The organism is Gemmobacter sp. 24YEA27, assembly GCF_030052995.1.
In the GTDB taxonomy this organism is placed as follows: domain Bacteria; phylum Pseudomonadota; class Alphaproteobacteria; order Rhodobacterales; family Rhodobacteraceae; genus Pseudogemmobacter.
Genome location: NZ_JASJPW010000001.1, coordinates 2,782,229 through 2,800,998, shown reverse-complemented (window position 1 = coordinate 2,800,998; position 18,770 = coordinate 2,782,229). Strand labels below are relative to the sequence as shown.

Genomic DNA, 18,770 nt, shown 5'->3' with positions numbered 1-18,770 from the left:
CAGCGCGCAGGAGCGGTTAAGACACCCGGGCGCTGCACCCGTAGCTCAGCTGGATAGAGTGCTGCCCTCCGAAGGCAGAGGTCACAGGTTCGAATCCTGTCGGGTGCGCCATTACCTCCATAACATCATGATATAAAATGATTAATTTGGGGATTTTGGAAACTTTTCCACGCGGTTTCCCATCTGCTGTTCTTTCTTTGCCCCGAGAATCCCTTTTTGATCGGCTTGCTTCGTGTAGTGGGCGATCTCTGAAAGGCTCGCATGCCCAGTCCATGCGCCAATTTGTGATGCCGTTGCTCCCGCTATAGCGAGCGCTGCGGCTCTCGCTTTGCGCAGGCCGTGCGCGGTGCAGTCATCGGGCAGGCCAGCTGTGCTTGCGGCCGCGCTCATCCATTGCGAAAGCCCTTTGACGCTTCGCGCCTTTCCGAACCCCGTCACGATCCAGATCATTTGATCCATCGGCACAACGTCGAGGAAGTGTTTGTGATCGGACTTCATCCCGACCGCCCATGGCGGGAGTGTCCTGACAGGGCAAGTTGCCGGCCCTTTGGTCTTGGCCTGGGTGAAGCTGAGCCATCCATCTGCATCGACTTTTTGCCAGCCCAAGCCTACCGCATCGACGCATCGCGCTCCGGTCCAGAATATCACTTCAAAAGCAATACGTTCCGACGTCTCTTTCGACCAATGGTCTCTGAACTGCTCGACCTCTTCATTCGTCCATTGCCTGTGGGGCTGCACTTCGCCCCGCTGAGCCCGGATTCCTGTGGAGGGATCAGATGTTATGAGGCCTTCTTCAACTGCAAATTTAAGAATTGAGCGCCATGCCTTGAGCCTGTTTGAGGCCGCGCCGGGGGACAGTGGCCGGATATCTTTTCTGAGGTGATCGGGGCGCAGATCTGCAATCAGACCTTTGCCACGCTCTTCGGATATTCGACCAAGCGTCCTTCGCCAGACAGCCCTCGTGCTTGCTGCCATGCGGGAGTATTCATGTGAGGCCAGATAAAGGCTGCAAAGCGCGGCGATGCTACCTTCGGCATCGCGTGCCTTGGGCTTAGCGCTTCCTGCAGCAACATATGCTGCTAGGAACTCCGGATGATTCTCGGGCAGGTTCGGCAGCGCGACAAGGCTGGCTCCGACCCTGCGGTAGAGGTATCGCCGACCGTTCGCCTTTATTACCACCTTAATGCCAGTCAGTCGAAGACCTGATCGCATGTGTTCCTCGGAGACTGAGTTTCATAAGGCAGATCGGACGCGTAGCGATCCAGATCTATGCGGTCAAAAAGCTTTCTCCCCCCCATGACGCGGCGCGGAATGTCCAATCCTCTCAAGGTGGTCTCGCTCACGCCCAGATATGTTGCCGCCTCCTGCGAGCCAAGCAAGCGCGGCTGATAGGAGATTGCTACCTGCTTTCCCATTACGCCGCTTCCTCCCTCACCATCAGATGGGCGCAGTTGGCCCGGGTCATTTCGGGATCTCTGGATTGCAGTCCGGGCACTGTTCCAGAACGATATGACTATCCAGAAACCGCGTGTCCTCGCAGCGCGCGCAGCTCGGCGCCGGTTTCACGGGCTGACTGCCGTCGGTGATCAGGTCCATCACCATCCGCACGGCATGGATCACGCTCACGCGCAGGGCAGTCGGATATGCGGGAAGCGATCCCGGCGCCGCGCGATAGGTGCGCGCCTGGCGGTCATGGGTGAGGCGGCCGGGGTTGATGGCGCGGTATGACCTGAAATCGATAGCAGCCTGAGACTGGCTGATGCCGAAGGCCCTGACCAGATCCTGCCTGCCAATGGTGCCGGCGCCAATCAGGCGGGCATCGATCCATATCATCCGGGTCAGGACCGCGTGGGTGAAGTCAGCCATTGGCGGCCTCAGGCATCTGATCCCATGTTTCCCCGTCAAGGTGGCGGCCCGCCCGCTTCTTGCCGACCCGCCAGAGGTCCGGCTCTTCGTCCCGTTCCATTTCCAAGGATTCGCGAAGGGTGACAGAAACGCGCTCTTGAGCGTAGTTCCGGCGTTAGCCGAGAGCGCGGCCCGAAGGGAACGCACTGTTCTGCCCAAATTTGTACGCTGTTGGTAAAATGACCGCTCGATCCCCATATCGTCTTCATTGCAGAACGGGGACTATTTTCATGACCGACTATCTCGTTACCTATGACTTCAAGGACGGCGCTTCTAATCAATGGGCCGAGTTCATCAAGCAGGCTGAATTGGCTGGGCTGGTTTACGTCTTTCAAGGCACGTCGAAACTTTTCCGGCTGACCAATACGACGGTCTGGGGCGTCTTTGCCGACACCGATGCCGTCAAGACTGCGTTCGACACGGCTCTGGCCGCTGCTGAGAAGGCGATCGGCAAGAAAATCACCCTAGAGAAGCGTTTCATCACAGCGATTTCGAGCTGGTCGGTAAGGTCGGATAAGGAAAAGGCTCCAGACAGCCGCTGGACAAAATCAACAAAGTTCGAGACGTGCCGCGCGCATCAGAAGAATGATCCTTTCTTCGCTTACTGACGCGACGACACTCAAAGGCGAACTCCGGTGAACGTGGCGATGACTACAGGAGTGTAGGTTACGGAAATCCGCACCCCCTGAAAAGCGGGGGACAAGCATGACGAAACCCCGCACTCGGCGGGGCTTCGGAGTTGTTCGGCCTCAGTCGCCAGTGCGGCGGGACCAGATAAGGTTGTAAACCTCACCGCATTCGTCCTCGACCAGGCTGGCGTAGATCGGAGCAGGAAAGCTCGGATCGTCCAGCTTGACCGAGAGATAGTCGCGGCCGGTTTCGCGGGCGGTCTTCTTCCAGGCCGCGCCGAACTCGACCGAGGGGCCAGCGATGATTCGATAGTCGGGGCCGCGCTCGCTGTCGCCCTCGGTGGGGACGAACTTGGCCTTGACGTTGAGGGTCAGGGTTTTGACCGTGCCGGTGAACTCGCCGTTCGCGTTCTTGGTGAAAGTGCCGATGGTTGCCATAGTCTTCACTCCGTTGCTCGGGCCGCGCCTGTCGCGACCTCAATGGCGGTCGTGAGACCGGAGGCGATCAGCCCGCACCTGAAAGGCTGGAACGCAGTGTAAGACGGCCGACGACGGCTTTTTTGCCTCGCGATGCAAAGCGCGCTCGCGCGCGGCGGAGAAAAACCGGTGGCGGACGTTGCGGGAGAATGATCGAGGCGAAGCGGGTCTTCGGTCAGACCCATGCCTTTCGAGGACGCCGCAGGTGCGCCCTGCAGCAAGAGAGAGAAGATGATGCGATCAGGTGCTTTCACGGGATGCGAGCGATCGACGGGTTCACTGGCATGGTCGGTCTGTTCCTGAAACAGCTGGCCTTTTTTGTCCCTACCGAAAGTGCCACGCGCCCAGTTGTGGGATCATCGCGTCTCGGGACGAAGCGCGTGTAGGACGGCTGCCCGTTCCGACTGCATTCTTCGCGTGGCGACGCCGGATGAGCGCTCCTGCACAATCTGCCAGCCAGAACGAGGGACAGGTGGCGCGGCTGGCTCATCCTGATCCGGCCGCATGGGCGGAGGCCGCCCTGCCTCGTGCATCCGCCCGATGCGGGGCTTCATGCGCGCTGCAGCGTCCCCTTGCGTTAGCGATCGACGCCGAATGGCGGAAACGCGCCCTTTGGCGTGGTTCCGGCGCAGCCGAGAGCGCGGCCCCCAGGGCAACGCCAGACTGCTACATGAGTGAGGGCTGTCTATCGCGCTCGTCTCTTGACGGCAGCGGAGTGTGGGCGGTCATAATCTCAAGGAACGCTTCGAAAGACGACATCGCCTTCGGGAGAAGGCCTTGCTTATCCATTGCAACCAACGTCGCGCATGATCTTGCTTGGCAATTTATCGATTTCAAAGGATTGAAGACGATATCGGTAAACCCTTTGTAGTGATAAATTTTGCTCCTCAGATAATCCATGTGCGGATACAGCGCCGAAATATAAAGCCAGTCATAGAAGACTGTTTGCGGAAAAATCGGATAGTCGTCTTCATCGAAGTGAAACCCAATCAACGGGCCGGACTCGCGTAGTCGCGTATCCGACTTCGCTGCGCGCGGTTCCATTTCATAGAGGTCGCTGTACGGTCCGCCATCCCTGAACACCTTGCTCCCCTGAAAGGCATTTTCGAGAGGGATTTCGCGCCCGGCGAGCTTCACTTTCAGGCTAAAGGCGCTCATGCGTTGGCCAACGCGATCCTCCGACTTGCTGGATATCTCCAGTAGCGGAGACAAGCCCCGTCTCGCTGCACTTTCGTGCAGCGAAACCACGTTCTTTCTCTTTTGGGAATCGGCCATGCCAGAGTGCCAGTGAAATTCGACAGGGCACTCCTGAACGAGCCGGTCCCCATCGGGAAGTGGTATGAAGACGGGGCGTTCGGCCATTTTCAGTATCCTGACAGCAGATCGGCCGATATGTGATCGGGTACGAGTAGTTCATATTTCTTGGCGACTTTCCGACGTTCCTGAACGGCCGGGTCCTTTCAATTTGTTCGCTCATATATAACCGGAAAATCCATCAAGTCCAAAGCGCGCGTGAAATCGAACGTCTCAACGCCAGCTTTGTTGGATACATCAGCCGATAATAATATTCCCGGCCTTGTAAGCACAGACTTGTCAACGTTGATGAATACGGTGTCCTTTATTCTACCATCCTGCTTTATCGTCCATTCCATAGGGTGTTGGTCGAGGAAGCAAAGGTGGACGTAGCTATGCAGTCCCAAGCGTTCATCAGCCTCATGGCTCCAGTCATTACCGCCTGCTGCCGGAGGAACGATTCCATTTTCCCGCAACAAATTAAGCGACATCAATCCGTGAGATTTGATGGAAGGCACGTTACGAGTATCCGTAAAATGATAGAAGCACTTTCCGGTCATATATTTTTCAATGAAGTCTGACGGCTGCATGGTCCCCTCCCAAGGTTGTTTTGGGAAGGGTGATGCAATCAATACGAAACCGCAAGGTGCGCTTGAGATTTGACGGCAAATTATGCGTTAATCTTGGCCGCTTATCGTGCTCAAGGCTTGCGCTGCGACAATACGCATCAGCGCCGATAGCCCAGTGCAGGCTCCGCCGATCACGCAGAAGATCATACGCCATGCCTCTGATGGGACAGCCTCTCGCGCGATACCGTGCACCAGCGCATAACCCGCTACGGCTGCGGGCATGGCGAAGGCTAGCCTGGCCGCAGGGGACGGCTTCCCCTGCAATCATGAGGATTAATTGCGACTCAATATTCTCTTCAGAGAAATCTCAACGTAAAGTCGAAACAAGAGTAATTGGGGGGATAGACAATGGATGGTGAAGCAAAAATTTTGGAAACGCCGGATGCGTTTCTCAAGGCCTTGGGAGAGAGGCTAAAGGCAAAGGAAGGCGTCGATACCGACCTTGCGGCTATTCTGACCACGCACATTCTGAAAGCAGCCCCAGCGCCAAATGCCATCGCCCAAGCGAAGGACGCCATCGTGAAACTCGCCTCCGAGCGAGCGGACCCTCCGAAGGTGGAGGTGGTCAATGGCTGATCCCTATTTTTTCCAGTCGTTGGGCCTGACCGGCTTCCGTGCCTATCTCCAGCCGAAGACTTTCGATTTCAGCAAGAAGCGATGCCTGGCGATCTTCGCGCCCAATGGCAGCGGTAAATCCAGCGTCATCGATGCACTTGAGTTCGTACTATCCAAAGACGGAACGCTGGAACGGTTGGGGCAGCGCGCCATCAACAACCAGGCCGGTCCGATCGCTCTGGCGCATAATCTTGCCGAGGAAGCAAAGATCGTCCCGACCGTGGCGATCGGCCTCATCTCGGGCAAGGATGTCACGAACGGCAGTCGTGCGGCAGGAGGTGCAAAGCGGCCGATTCCGGCGGTAGCGACTACCCTCAATACTTGCATGGCGGTGCCGCCGATCATTCGTGGCCACGCACTCCGTACTTTTGTTGAAATACACACACCCGAGCAGCGTTACGCGGATGTCGCCAACTGGCTTCAACTGAGCCCGCTGGTCGAGGTGCAAAAGAACCTTCGTTCGCTGCGGACGCAGATCAAGACCGCGGCCGAAGACGAGACGGCGCTCCAGCGCGTTGACACCCAGCTCGCCAAGGAAACGACCCAAGCGGTCAAAATATGGGACACGACGGAGGTTCTCTCCCACGCCAATATGCTGATCCTTGCACCGCTTGACCCGGCGCTCATCCTCACGGCCCTCGCCGCGCTCGATCCAGCCTATGTCGAGTTGGAGGCGCGCGCCAAAGCAGAGGAGAACAAGATCGGACTCGCCGGTTTGCGGCAAATCCGCAGTGCGGCCGCCAGTTTGTGGCTGGAAACGACCGACGCCGATAGCGGTGAGGCTATGGTCAGCGGCGTAATTCCAACCTTCGATGCCGCCGTCACGACGCTTACGACGGCCGAAGACAAAGAAGCAGAGGAGCGCGATAAGGCGGCCGGAACCGTGTTTCAGGCTTTGTGGAAAGCCGCCGAATCGCTTTTCGTCGAAGGCGCGCCCGCACCAGACGTTTGCCCTGTCTGCATCACACCGATCGCGGACACAGCAGCAGGCAGCGCCGAGGCGAACCGCTACCGGCCAGGTGAGCGGCTCAACGACGAGGATGCTCTGGACGTTGCGGCTCTGCTCGAACGCCATACGGAGTATGTTGCGAAGGTCGGCTGCGGCTTCAGCCATTTCCAAGTGATGATGACCGAACATGGCACGCAGTGCTTCCGCATCATCCGAACGGACGGCAGCGGTACGGATTTCTCCTATCCGCACTGCATCACGCAGCGACCGCCCAGCCGCAAGCAGGAGGTCTCACAAGCGTTTCGGCGGGCCGCGCGCTTCGATTTGTATAAGGCCCGAGACGCCTTCTTCGCGACCCATGGCGACGCGAACGGCAATGCCACCTGTGCGGCGACGGGCGAGCGGATCACTCGAGACGATGCCCATATGGATCATCGTCCACCGATGACCTTCGAGGTGATCGTGACCACGTTCCTTTGCGGTCGTGGCCTGTCGCTCGACAGCGTTCCACTCACGACCGGACAGGACGATCGGGTCTCCCCGGAGGTGACCGATCAGACGTTGTCCGAGGCGTTTCGGTGGTACCACTCGTCTGTGGCGCGCCTCGATCTCGTGCGCAACACCGTCAATCTGGCACAAGCGAGCCGACATCGTCTGAAAGACGGGCGCGTCTCCCTGGCCAGTGACGCTGTCTGAGGATTTTGGACTGGATGATCATCCAGTTAGCTAGGCCGAGCGCTTAAAAATAGAGGTGTCGTTGGAAATCAATAATCAGGAAGCGAAACGAGTATCGGACCCAACAAAGGTGGACGGCTCATTTTCGCCATCAGCGCAAGGACCACTAATCGATTACGCTCTTCACACTTTAGGCTGGAAGTCGTTTCAAGACCTGTGCGTAGCAATCGCTCAGGAAGTGCTCAAACGGCCGGTTGAGACATTTCTGCCCTCAAAGGATGGCGGGCGCGATGGTGCATTTCTAGGCCGTTGGTCCAATGGAGATGCAGCCAGTCGCTCGACAATCCAATGCAAATTCACGAGCAAGGCGGATGCACCGCTAAGCTTGAGCGCCGTGAAGGGCGAATTGACCAAGGCCGGAAAGCTTGCAGCCAGAGGGTTGGCTGAAGACTACATCCTTCTCACAAATCACAGCGTATCGGGCACGCAGGCCGACGCAATCGCTGCGGCGTTCGAAGCGGTGGGCGTGAAGAACTGTGTCGTTCTTGGGCGTGACTGGATAGCACAGCAAATTCGGGAATCGTCACGGCTACGGGTGATGGTGCCGAGGGTCTATGGATTGGGAGATCTTTCCCAGATCCTTGATGAGCGGGCCTATGCACAATCTCACGCGGTCCTGAGCGCACTTGGGGACGATCTGGCATGTTTCGTTGTCACAGATGCGCATCGTCAGAGCGTGGACGCGCTACTCGATCATAATTTTGTCTTGCTGCTTGGAGATCCAGCTTCCGGAAAATCGACCATCGCCGCGAGTCTCGCTTTGGGGGCGCTCGATCACTGGCGCGCGCCGACGATCCGCGTGACCAGTCCTGAAGACATCATGCGGCATTGGAATCCCGATGACCCCAAGCAGTTCTTCTGGATAGACGATGCTTTCGGCGCCACTCAGTACCAACGCCATATTGCCGACGCCTGGAATCGGCAGATGCCCCTAATGGCTGCCGCGTTGCGCAAGGGTGCCCGCTTCCTGCTGACATCCCGCACCTACATCTGGCGATCAGCTCATCGCGATCTCAAAACCGGCGCGTTTCCGCTTTTCGACAAATCTCAAGTGGTCATCAACGTCCAAGGCTTGGCAACCGCCGAGAAGGCGCAAATCCTGTACAATCACATTAAACGCGGTGATCAACCGGCTGCGTTTAAGAAGGCAATCAAGCCCCATTTGGCAAAACTTGCGGAAGATGCATCTTTTCTTCCCGAGACAGCTCGTCGCCTCGGGTCCGCATTCTTTACGGAGAAAGTGACCCTCGATGAGGAGGGTTTGCTTGATTTTGCACGGCGACCCGTCGATTTCCTCAAAGACGTGCTGCGCAATCTCGATCGAGGCGAAGCGGCCGCAGTTGCACTGATTTTCATGCACGGCGGGCAACTCGCGTCACCAATCGAGAATGACGACCGTATAGCGTTGATCACAGAACTTTTGGGCGTAACCGCTGACGAAATCCGGCTCGCGCTCGATTCGCTTCGCGGAAGTCTTGCCCTGCTTGTTGACACAACAGAGGGACCTAAATGGACCTTCAAGCACCCGACTATTGGCGATGCCTATGCTGCACTCGTCGCCAATTCACCTGAACTGACCGAAATTTACCTGCGCGGCGCGAAATTCGAACGGCTGCTTGAGGAGGTTGTGTGCGGCGGGGTGGAACTGCGTGGTGCGAGCGTCCGCGTCGGCCCATCGCTGTATCGGGCGCTTCTCAATCGTTTGCTCGTACATCCCATTGACTACCGCATCCGCTATTTTCTCGGTCAACGCTGCGACACTGCGTTCTTGCGGCTGGTTGTAGACCAGGTGCCGGACGTTCTCGATCTCCGCCCAGGCCCATTCATGGCGTACTCCTCCGAAAATCGACTACTGGCGAAGCTGCACCAGGCGAAACTTTTGCCCGACGAAAAGCGCCTCAGCCTCGTAGAGCACATTGTCGATACGACTCTTACGGTCCCGGATGGAGGTGTTTTTCGCGACGACTCTCTGCGGTCTCTCCTGACAGATACTGAGTTTGACGATCTCTTAGCACGAGTAAGGGGAGACGTTATTGATCAACTCGACACTCATATTTCCGATTGGAAGGCGAATTGCGGGGACAGTGACCCGGATAGTCACTTCGATGAGTTGTCGAGCTTATTGGGCGGTATCGAGGACGCGCTTCCGATCGATGACACCGACCGTGCTAAGATCGATAGCGGGCGAATTGCGATCGTGAAGGCGATCGAGGATCTCAATGAGACCCGTACCCCTGACATTGAAGATCGAGTGGAAACGCCCGTTGGCCGAGCCGCCAATGCACGTTCGAGCATACAGTCAATCTTCGACGACGTGGACCGCTGAGAATACTACTACATTGGCGCAGTGCTGCCGCCAAATCCCCGATATTGCCGCCGATCATCGCACACCACCATGCCGTATATGGAACCTCCGATTCTACGCTATGCCCCGACATATTCGGACATTTTGTGTTTGAAGCCGGCGGATATTTTGCAGCCGTCAATTGTCGCAAGGAAGAAATAATCGAACCACGCTCGCCAAAAAACAAATCACAGTTAGACGTATTAGAGGCACCCAGCTTAATCTGCTGAAGACAGCAGTGGAAGACGAATATGAAGTCAAGTGAACCTCGCGCCGAACAGGACATTTTCAACGACCTCGCACAGCTCTGCGCCGCACCGGGCTTCGTGCACGCGCTTTCATGGATGTCGCTGCGAGACAATTATGTGACTTTTGACGGTAAGATGAACGGCGATGCGCTCGCTGCCTCTTATGCCCCCGGACGAACAGTTCGAACTGAGTTCACGACCTTGCTCGGACTGCTGATCCGCCAGCCGATTGACCTGAGCGAGCCGCCGCCTGCCGAGATTCAGGCACTGTTTGATCGGACCAACACGTTGCTAGAGGAACTTCATGCGCGACTAGGGCGGCCGATGTGGGACTCGATCATCGAAACCGCGAAAGCCGCACAGGTAGCGAGGGCAGAACGCCCGTCCTCGCCATTCACACGTGCCGATGTGCTTCGGGAGCCGATCTTTTATGGAGGCGAATCCGCGTACAGTTTCCAATATCGGGACATGGCGCTCGAACGCTACGCAGCAGATGAATCGTGGATGCTTGCGAACAAGGGGTTCAGCATCTCCGATGCGCAGGCCATTGCCTGCGCAATCTCGGAACTCCAGAACGCCAAGATCGTGGACGTGTTGTCGCGACTCAAGACCGAAACACTGCATTTCTCGTCCTTGCTGTCGGGCTTCACTACCACAGCCGGGGAAATCGCTGCGCACTGCGCCCGACCTGTGGAGGCGGTTCGGGCGGTGCTTGCGGCTTTCAGCGTCACTGCACCCGCCAATCAGGATTTTACGTCTCTCGGCGCGTTCAACCTCGCCAACGCATGCCCGATAATCGCGCTGCCGGATGGATGCTATATTGCGCTCCAGACCTACGGGATCGTCGAGTCCCTCTACGATTCGCCTTTCTATTGGATGATTAGCGACAAGTCATACCGCGCCGAGGCTTCGACACACCGCGGCGCCTTCACCGAGCAATTCGTTGCCAAGCGCCTATGCTCCGTCTTTGGCGAGCAGAATGTCCATTGTAACATCAATATTGAAAGCGCCGCCGGTCGGGTGTCGGAGATGGATGTGTTGGTCGTTTTTGGCGACCGGGCCGTGATCGTCCAGTGCAAGTCGAAGAAGATGACGCTAGAATCGCGTAAGGGTAATGATCAGACATTGCGAGATGATTTCCAGAAGGCGGTGCAAGACGCCTATGATCAGGGTCTGCTCTGTGCGCGAGCTCTTAGGCGACCAGAGTTGGACTTCGTAAAGGAGGATGGGGCGAAGCTCAATATTCCCGAGCTGCGCAATATCTATATTCTGTGCGCGGTGTCCGACCATTATCCGGTGCTTACAATCCAAGCTCGGCATTTTCTCGAATATGAGGAAGATTCGGTTATCCATGCGCCGCTGGTCGCCGACGTTTTCCTAATCGACGTGCTGACCGAGATGCTCGCCAGTCCCCTGCGCTTGCTCAGCTATATTGATCGGCGAGTTGGCTATGCCGAACGCGTGCACGGAACCAACGAACTGGCAATTCTGGGCTATCACCTAAGCCAGAATCTCTGGTTTGAAGACAAGACGAGCATTGCCATGGTGGCGGATGAGTGTTCACTCGATCTCGACACTGCGATGACCGTACGCCGGGAAGGCATACCCGGAACGGCTATACCAAAGGGCATCCTTACCAAGTTCACGGGTACGCATGTTGCGCGGATCATCGAGAAGATCGAGCACGAAGCCCAGCCCGACCTGATCGATCTCGGTTTCTTGCTGCTCGACATCGATAGCGATACGGTCACGCAACTCGACAATGGGATAAAGGATGTCGCACAGCGTACGAGGTTCGACGGGCGACCCCACGACTTCACCTTGGGGTTCGATAGCGGTGATGCCGGACTCACAATCCATTGCAGTCGGGCACTGGCGGGCGAGGCTATCGAAGCGCTTGCCGCTCATTGCCGACGGCGCAAGTACGTCCACCGCGCCGACAATTGGTTTGGACTTCTTGTGCGCGAGACGGATGGGCTGCCCAAGTTCAGCCTCGCGACGCATTTTCCATGGAGGCGCGATAATCGGATGGATGCCCTGACGCGGGGTATGGTGCTCAACGGGAATTCTGGTGCCGCGCGGCCTGTTTCTACGAGCCGTATGCCAGACGGCTCGAAAATCGGCCGAAATGACCCATGCTTCTGTGGCAGTGGCAAGAAGTTCAAAAAATGTTGTTTGATGTGACGACCGCTCCCGACCAAGCCCGGCCGTTCCGGCGTCAAATCAGGCCCCTAATGCTGCCCTTCTTTCACTGGTGAAGCCACTCTTGGTCGAGTGTCGGATGCTTGTCGTCTTAAGCCCTGTCTTCGACGTTGCGCGTGGTCGCACAGAAATGCGGTGTACAGCCAAGACCTTATCGCTTCTTGGCGCCTTGAGAGAGGGTTGGTCGAGCAATTCGGCTGAAATGTTTAGAAAGTCGCGCCCACCCTTAGGTAGTTTGTTGGGCCGCCTTGATCATTCTTAATTGATCGAGACGAGGCTGAATTCTAGATATGACATTTGATGTCCCTTCCGGTGTTAACCACCAATCCCCCACAGGCGAGATGCCCGCCTTAAGACAGAGAGCGTCGAACTCTTTCAGATCATCTTCGGTTGGAACTCGGCCGAAGTAGTCCTGTGCAAGCACCGGGCGCCCGCTTGCAAAACCGCCGTAGCAGTAGATGTGCGCTTGGTCGAGACTGCCCATTTCTAGAACCACTTCGCACTGCTCATCACCATAGCGCCCGATACCATCGCCGAATGCAACAATATCAGCTTTCAGTTCTGCCACAGCTTGCGTGAAATCGGGGTCTTTGTAGACCTCTTCGAGATTGAGTACGACTTTGCTCGCTGGTGGATTGAACTTGAACACGATGCCCTGAAGCCCCACTGGCGGTACGCCCCCTTTAAAGGACTTTGCGGTGGCTAGGTCTGTTGTCCAAGCAGCGATCGTTTCCGGCAGCGCATCGTCGGCCAACAGTTGCCAGACCCGATCTTTCTCGTGCGCCTCTTGTCGATAGCAAGTTCGCGAGCAGTTCCTGAACTTGGCATCGAGGTTCTGGGATGCCTCTTTTAGCTTCTCTCCACGCCGGACCTTTTGCTTGTGATCGCCCCCACGTTGCCAGTCATTGATGGCCTGAAGAACATCGAGGGTGAATTGGCTCAAGATCAATCTCCAATATGGTGCAGGAGCGCTCCCAAACGAAGCTTCCCCTTTTTGTTACCGAACGCTGCCCGTCAGGATTGTCTCAATGCCGGTCATTGATGCTGCCTGGCCGCCGAACACAAATTTATGGCACGCGGCTACCCCGTAGCTGAATAGCTGTAGTCAAGGCACAAAATTGAGATGCTCCAGCCGATTACCCGATATGACCGCTGTTAGCCACCCAAATGCCGCCGAAACCAGCCGATAACCGCATAACCCGAAGTATCGTCATAATCATCAAAGGGTTATGACGATTTCATAGTTCTCATCTTCGTCGGCGCTGCCCGCCAACCCCGCCGATTACCCTCCACAGCCCGATATTCCCGCCGATCCCCGCACAACACCATGCGGTATAGCGAACCGCCGATTCTACGCTATTGCCCGATAATTTCATGTTTGAAGCGAGCCCACTGCACGCTGGCAAATTTCTTGGAGGTTGGCTGAAAGTCGTCTCCCACTGGTTACTATACAATGCTTGATCTGTTGAATAACGAAAATGATCAAGACTAACTCTGAGAATCAGCGAATTAAATACAATAACCACACGCCGGCACGCATGATGAGGTAAAATGACGTAAGCCTCGTCGGCTCGCAGGAGCGGTAAGGGAATTTGTGAGAGGTGTACGTGGCGAAGAAAGCAAAAAGTATAGAGCGGCGCCGCGACCCAAAGCCGTTTAAACCAGTCAAGGCCGCGTCTAGAGCAGGATCAAACGCCGGTCGAGGCTTTCGTTATCAGGATGCCGTGTCCGCTTGGTTGGCAGTGGAAATATGGGCTGGTAAGCGAGCGCCCGCTATTGTGATCCCGGAAGGCGGTGACGATATTGAACTGCGTGGCGCAGCACCGAGCTTTGTCCAGGTTAAGAGTCGGCGTGAGCACCTCGGGAACTATACGGAAGGGGAGATAGCCGGGCACATAGAAAATCTATGGAACCGGTCGCTCGGCTCCGCACCACAGCCAGAGCAACTGGAGCTCGTTCTTGAACGGGAGGTGGCAGGCCTCAGTCCCCTCGAAGGTCAGCCCACAGCCCGTTCGATCGAAGGTCAGATCAACGCCAGACTCTCAAAGTTCAGTGGGTTTTCAGATATTCTTCCGAGAACGTCGATCATCGTGGCGACCTCACCGCAGGAATGGGCGATCAAACGGATTGCGGATCGGATGAACTGTACTCCGGTCGCGGCGCAGATGTGTTTTGCCGAATTGCTCGTTCGTGTAGGGTCTTTAGCAGACGCTAATGGCCGTCTAGTGCCGGAGAGCTATCGCGGTCTTTCGATCTCTGACACCGAAACGTCAATCCGCGATGTTTTGGCGGCCGTCGACGTTGACGCGATCGAACACGCTCTCAGAGATGGAGTCTGCGAACCGATCGATTTCCTCACTCCTCTCAATGATCGAAACTTCTATCTCGGGGTGGACGTCGAACCCGGCCACATCGCGGCGGGACTGGTATCCGAACGGCCCCAAAGCAGATTGGCATTGGTGAAAGGTATCGAACAACGCCGAGCGGCGCTGATCGTCGGCCCATCAGGGGCCGGCAAATCCGCTTTGATGTGGGAAACTGCCAACGCATTGCGCCATACAGTGCGATGGTTTCGAATTCGCCGTCTAAGCGCAGCAGATATTCCATCTCTGCGCCAGCTAATCCGCACGTTCCGCGCTTCTGAAGACAGCCCCGTAGGCTTTGTCATGGATGATATCGGCCGAAATGGACCGGAAAGCTGGGGCGCCTTGATTAAAGAAGCGACGTCCGTTCCCGGCGTCGTCCTGCTCGGTTCGATCCGGGAAGAAGACTTGACGCTGATTGCTGAGCGTGCTCGTGCCGCCGAAATACGCGCCGATCCCGATGATGAACTCGCGCAACGCCTCTGGGAGGAACTTCGCGAAACCGGAATGACGCACTGGGCGGGTTGGCGCGAGCCGTGGAAGATGAGCGATGGCCTCCTTCTCGAATATGTCCATATCCTGACCCGCAGGCGACGGATGCATGAACTCCTCGCCGATCAGGTCGCTGCTAGGATTTCAGATCCGAAGCGTTCCCTTGAACTTGATATTTTGCGATCCGGCGCTTGGGCGGGCGCGGCAAATGCTGAAGTCGATGCGTCGCGATTGGCGCGAACGCTCTCGGTCAGTGACGCCGACCTGTCACGCGCTTTTTTGAAAGCGTGCACTGATCTCTGCAACCGTCGGCGGCATAGTCGGGCCGAAGGGAAGCTTGTCGATAACGCTGCGCCACATGTCCGCGGAGTGCTTCTGCTTCCAAGAGTGCAGCAATGCCTCTGTGAAAATTGGATCATCTGAATCGATTGCCTTTGCACAGTCTTGGCAAAGCCAAATTCCGTTCTCATGCGCTTTCCGGTGGTCAGGCGTCATATCGGCGCGATAGCGGCGTGCACCAACGCCGGGGGCAGCAGCGCAGATATGAGCAGCAACTCCAATATTCATTTCCCTTGAGCCATCGCTGGTCGGCGCCGACGTCAGCTTCCTGCAACTAGGATTGCTACAATGATACCGGGCTTGTTTCGCAAGGCGATTCTTGGTTGCCTGAGTGAAGTCGTCCCTATTGTTACTCTTGGTCATCGACGATCTGCTCGGACTCAGTCGTGTGAACCGCGCCCGGAGCAGGCGAACGAACCAAATGCTCCTGGATGAGGCGCTGTAAGCTGCCGCTGCAGATTTGGCCGTCTTTCGTCGAACACCCAAATGGCCGGGAACAAACGTGGCGCTCACGCTGACATTAAAGGTGAGGCATGTGGACGAGGCGCTTAGTACGCGCGCGCTTGCGGAGCGCGGCGCTGCGATTGAACGGCGACCAGACAGCGGTAAAGGCAACCGGCTCTGGTTCATCCGCAAAAGGTAGGAAGACGATTCCGGTCGTCGGCAGCAGCGCCGTGGCCGCGCCGACGATGGTGATGCCGAAGCCCTGTCCGACCATGGACAGCATTGTTCCACGCTCCACATCGAAGCGCAGGATCGACGGCGCAGGCCAGCGTCCGGCATGGCGCAGCACGATATGGTCGTGGACTTGCGGTCCGGTGCCGCCATAGCGGACAAGGAAGGTCTCGCCTGGGCCACCGCATCTCGCTTCGCGTCGGGCGTCACCATTTTTTTGCGGCGACATCCTTGAGGATGGCATTATCCTGCATCGACTCGGCTAGCAGCTTCTTGAGCCGGGCGCTCTCTTCCTCCAGCGCCTTCAGCCGGCGGGCATCGGACACCTCCAACCCGCCATACTTGGCCTTCCACTTGTAGAAGGTGGCACTGCTGATCCCATGCTTGCGGCACAGATCGGCCGTCCCAAGCCCGGCCTCCTGCTCCTTCAATATCGAAATGATCTGCTCTTCGTTGAACCTGCTGCGCTTCATCCGATCGTCCCTATTCTGCTCTGCCCCCTGGAAACTGGACCGTCTTAAGCTGGAGTTTTCGGCTAGTTTTCCCTGGCTGGGAGAGGAGCTGAAGACGATGAAGGCATCGAAGTTCACGGAAGCGCAGAAGGCGTTCATTCTGAAGCAGGGCGAGGAAGGCACGCCTGTTGCCGAGATCTGCCGCAAGGCGGGGATCAGCCAGGCCACATACTTCAACTGGAAGAAGCGTTATGGCGGGTTCTGCTGCGGATTTCAGGCTTGCTGGCGGGATACCAAGCGCCCTGGCTGCATCCTTTATCTCACAGAGCGGTGCGAGATCTTCGATGCGGTTCTGCATTGCCCCCATCATCCGCCCCCTTTCTCTTGCGCGGCGGCGCGGGGTTCGTGCCGCCAGCCAAACGCTTCATCGACGTGGCGGCAGGATCCGCACAGCGGTGCGCCGCAAAGGCTCATGCCGCAATCAGTCCAGCACATACCGGTTGTGGGCTGGCCGCAGCCCTCGCACTTCTGTGGCGTCTTCTCCTACCCGCTCATCCCTGCATCCCCCGATGGTCGCGGAGGATGGCGGAACATTTAAGCTGATTTGGCAGTTGATATGCATCAGCCTTTAAAACTGGAGGATCAGCTATGAAAACTCTCTCGATGGTTATTCTGTCTGCCGGCTCGCTCATGCTGGCTGCTTGCGGACCAAATACTGCGACACGCGCGACCACTGGCGCCGCGACTGGTGCGGTTGTGGCTGGGCCGGTCGGCGCAGTTGCGGGGGCTGCTCTCGGCGGAAGCGGCGCGGTTCGGGTGGAGTAATTCACGGGCGCGCCTCCTTCCGTTTGTCGTGAGAGGCGTGGGCGGCGCTCAACTTGCGGTGAGCGCCACGAAGCGCTGCATTGTGGTTTTGTGTGGCGTTGGGCCCGAAATAAGTTGCGCGTTTCACGCCCAGCGTCAGAGCGGCAGCCTCTGCCAGGTCGAACGGATGAACCGCACGATCAAGGAGGCAACTGTGAAGCGCCTCCTCTACGAGCAGCTTCGCACACACCTCACCGACTTCATAGCAGCTTACAACTGCGCCCGCAGGCTCAACACCCTCAACACCCTCACCCCATACGAATACATCTGCAAGATCCGGACATCAGAGCCTCACAGACTCATCCTGAGCCCGATCCGCCAGATGCCGGGCCTGAACAACTAAGAATCATTTCGGCGGAGATCTTTATATCAGGCGCAACCGGCCCGGCCATTCGGTTCCGGAATCACAGACTGACCAGCTCAGTTCTGCGGTGCCTGTGCCGCATGACTGTTCGCGCCGCGCCGGATCAGATGGCGGGTCACAGCGGCGTCAGTCTGCGCTTCAAGATAGTCATGCCCGGCACCGGCGCAGAAATGCGGCAGATCGATCACCGCCATGCGATCCGTGGTGCGCACCAGTAAAACCTCGCCGGGTTCCATCGCCAGCAGACGCTTGCGCGCTTTCAGCACGGGGAGGGGGCATAACAGCCCCTCGCAATCGAGGTCCTGGTCGTATTCTGCGGTCATAGGGCCGTGATAGCGGGCTGCGACAGAATGTGACAGAGGAATGCCGTCAATGTGAGCACAGAGCGGATGACGCGCCCGCCGGCTATGGCTATGAGTTTGACCATGTTTGGAATTGATCTCTTCGATGCAGGGCTTGGCCCGGCCACATTCATCGCGCTGATTGCGGGGGTTTTGTCATTCCTCTCGCCCTGCGTGCTTCCGGTCGTGCCGCCCTATCTGGCCTATATGGGCGGGATTTCCGTCGGTGAGATGAAAGTGGGAAGGGCCAGGCGCCGCATCCTCGTCCCGGCTTTGTTTTTCGTGCTGGGACTTTCGGTGATCTTCCTGCTTTTGGGATTCACCATGTCGGCCTTTGGGGCCTTCTTCCTGCAAAACCAGGTGATGTTCGCCCGGGTTGCAGGGATCGTGATCTTCATTTTTGGCCTGCATTTCACCGGCATCATCCGCATCCCGATCCTTGATCGAGAGGCGCGGCTGGATGCGGGTGATCAGGGCGGATCTGCCTTTGGCGCCTTTCTTCTCGGGCTGGCTTTCGCGGCGGGCTGGACCCCCTGCATCGGGCCGCAGCTTGGCACCATCCTGTCGCTTGCGGCGCAGGAGGGCTCTGTCTCGCGCGGGACCTTCCTTCTGGGCGTTTACGCGGTGGGGCTGGGGCTGCCGTTCCTGATCTCGGCCCTTTTCATCGAACGTGCGATGGGGGTGATGAACCGCCTCAAACGCCATATGAAGTGGATCGAGCGCGCGATGGGTGCCCTGCTGCTGATCGTCGGCACGATGATGGTGACCGGGGCCTTTACCGATTTCAGCTGGTGGCTCCTGAACATTTTCGAGACGCTCGGCCTGCCGGTGCCCGGCTGACCCCTTATTCCTGC

General features: G+C 57.4%; 15 protein-coding genes, 1 tRNA gene and 3 pseudogenes. 10 read left to right on the top strand and 9 right to left on the bottom strand.

All coding sequences use genetic code 11. The features are described from left to right. The first annotated feature begins 34 nt into the window (after nt 1–34). Nucleotides 35–111, top strand: a tRNA-Arg gene (locus QNO18_RS13965). Nucleotides 112–141: 30 nt separating this feature from the next. Here the strand turns inward: QNO18_RS13965 and QNO18_RS13960 are convergent. Genes QNO18_RS13960 through QNO18_RS13950 form a run of 3 tightly spaced genes read right to left on the bottom strand, consistent with a single transcriptional unit; the run spans nt 142 to nt 1,866 of the window. Then, complete coding sequence (locus QNO18_RS13960) at nt 142–1,212, bottom strand: tyrosine-type recombinase/integrase (protein WP_283178153.1); 1,071 nt, start codon at nt 1,210–1,212, stop codon at nt 142–144. Next, a complete protein-coding gene (locus tag QNO18_RS13955) occupies nt 1,191–1,415 on the bottom strand; it encodes a helix-turn-helix domain-containing protein (RefSeq protein ID WP_283178152.1) in 225 nt (74 codons plus the stop codon). Before QNO18_RS13955 ends, QNO18_RS13960 begins: the two co-directional genes overlap by 22 nt. A gap of 46 nt (nt 1,416–1,461) precedes the next feature. Further along, on the bottom strand, nt 1,462–1,866 hold the full coding sequence (locus tag QNO18_RS13950; protein WP_283178151.1) for a hypothetical protein: 405 nt from the start codon (nt 1,864–1,866) through the stop codon (nt 1,462–1,464). 269 nt (nt 1,867–2,135) lie between these two features. On the opposite strand from QNO18_RS13950, the gene QNO18_RS13945 reads away from it, so the two are divergent. Next, complete coding sequence (locus QNO18_RS13945) at nt 2,136–2,513, top strand: hypothetical protein (RefSeq protein ID WP_283178150.1); 378 nt, start codon at nt 2,136–2,138, stop codon at nt 2,511–2,513. Between the two features lie 141 nt (nt 2,514–2,654). Here the strand turns inward: QNO18_RS13945 and QNO18_RS13940 are convergent, their stop codons facing one another. The 3 genes from QNO18_RS13940 to QNO18_RS13930 all read right to left on the bottom strand — a co-directional run bounded on the left by QNO18_RS13940 (nt 2,655) and on the right by QNO18_RS13930 (nt 4,894). Further along, nucleotides 2,655–2,972, bottom strand: a complete 318-nt coding sequence (locus QNO18_RS13940) for a DUF736 domain-containing protein (protein WP_283178149.1) — start codon at nt 2,970–2,972, stop codon at nt 2,655–2,657. A 705-nt stretch (nt 2,973–3,677) separates the two neighbouring features. Further along, nucleotides 3,678–4,373, bottom strand: a complete 696-nt coding sequence (locus QNO18_RS13935) for a hypothetical protein (RefSeq protein WP_283178148.1) — start codon at nt 4,371–4,373, stop codon at nt 3,678–3,680. A 98-nt stretch (nt 4,374–4,471) separates the two neighbouring features. Then, complete coding sequence (locus QNO18_RS13930) at nt 4,472–4,894, bottom strand: DarT ssDNA thymidine ADP-ribosyltransferase family protein (RefSeq protein WP_283178147.1); 423 nt, start codon at nt 4,892–4,894, stop codon at nt 4,472–4,474. Nucleotides 4,895–5,281: 387 nt separating this feature from the next. Here QNO18_RS13930 and QNO18_RS13925 point away from each other — a divergent pair, with 387 nt between their 5' ends. The 4 genes from QNO18_RS13925 to QNO18_RS13910 all read left to right on the top strand — a co-directional run bounded on the left by QNO18_RS13925 (nt 5,282) and on the right by QNO18_RS13910 (nt 12,008). Next, complete coding sequence (locus tag QNO18_RS13925) at nt 5,282–5,509, top strand: hypothetical protein (protein ID WP_283178146.1); 228 nt, start codon at nt 5,282–5,284, stop codon at nt 5,507–5,509. After that, nucleotides 5,502–7,193: a DUF3223 domain-containing protein gene (locus QNO18_RS13920; protein ID WP_283178145.1), complete on the top strand. Its 1,692-nt coding sequence runs from the start codon at nt 5,502–5,504 to the stop codon at nt 7,191–7,193. The genes QNO18_RS13925 and QNO18_RS13920 overlap by 8 nt, the downstream gene beginning before the upstream one ends. Before the next feature lie 61 nt (nt 7,194–7,254). After that, a complete protein-coding gene (locus tag QNO18_RS13915) occupies nt 7,255–9,558 on the top strand; it encodes a hypothetical protein (RefSeq protein ID WP_283178144.1) in 2,304 nt (767 codons plus the stop codon). Nucleotides 9,559–9,827: 269 nt separating this feature from the next. After that, nucleotides 9,828–12,008 carry an SEC-C metal-binding domain-containing protein gene (locus QNO18_RS13910; RefSeq protein ID WP_283178143.1) on the top strand — a complete coding sequence of 727 codons (2,181 nt, stop codon included), beginning with the start codon at nt 9,828–9,830 and terminating at the stop codon, nt 12,006–12,008. Nucleotides 12,009–12,252: 244 nt separating this feature from the next. Here the strand turns inward: QNO18_RS13910 and QNO18_RS13905 are convergent, their stop codons facing one another. After that, on the bottom strand, nt 12,253–12,969 hold the full coding sequence (locus tag QNO18_RS13905; protein WP_283178142.1) for a hypothetical protein: 717 nt from the start codon (nt 12,967–12,969) through the stop codon (nt 12,253–12,255). A 664-nt stretch (nt 12,970–13,633) separates the two neighbouring features. Between QNO18_RS13905 and QNO18_RS13900 the strand changes: the two genes are divergently transcribed. Continuing rightward, nucleotides 13,634–15,304, top strand: coding sequence for a hypothetical protein (locus QNO18_RS13900; protein ID WP_283178141.1), 1,671 nt, complete (start codon nt 13,634–13,636; stop codon nt 15,302–15,304). A gap of 780 nt (nt 15,305–16,084) precedes the next feature. Here QNO18_RS13900 and QNO18_RS13895 read toward each other — a convergent pair. Next, nucleotides 16,085–16,368: pseudogene (locus tag QNO18_RS13895) on the bottom strand (transposase); the annotation flags it as partial. Nucleotides 16,369–16,465: 97 nt separating this feature from the next. Here QNO18_RS13895 and QNO18_RS13890 point away from each other — a divergent pair. Beyond that, a pseudogene (locus QNO18_RS13890) lies at nt 16,466–16,606 on the top strand (transposase); the annotation flags it as partial. 720 nt (nt 16,607–17,326) lie between these two features. Next, nucleotides 17,327–17,554: pseudogene (locus QNO18_RS13885) on the top strand (IS481 family transposase); the annotation flags it as partial. A 77-nt stretch (nt 17,555–17,631) separates the two neighbouring features. Here QNO18_RS13885 and QNO18_RS13880 read toward each other — a convergent pair. Beyond that, nucleotides 17,632–17,898 carry a sulfurtransferase TusA family protein gene (locus QNO18_RS13880; RefSeq protein WP_283178140.1) on the bottom strand — a complete coding sequence of 89 codons (267 nt, stop codon included), beginning with the start codon at nt 17,896–17,898 and terminating at the stop codon, nt 17,632–17,634. A gap of 102 nt (nt 17,899–18,000) precedes the next feature. On the opposite strand from QNO18_RS13880, the gene QNO18_RS13875 reads away from it, so the two are divergent. Next, nucleotides 18,001–18,756, top strand: coding sequence for a cytochrome c biogenesis protein CcdA (locus tag QNO18_RS13875; protein WP_283178139.1), 756 nt, complete (start codon nt 18,001–18,003; stop codon nt 18,754–18,756). The last annotated feature ends 14 nt before the right edge of the window (nt 18,757–18,770 follow it).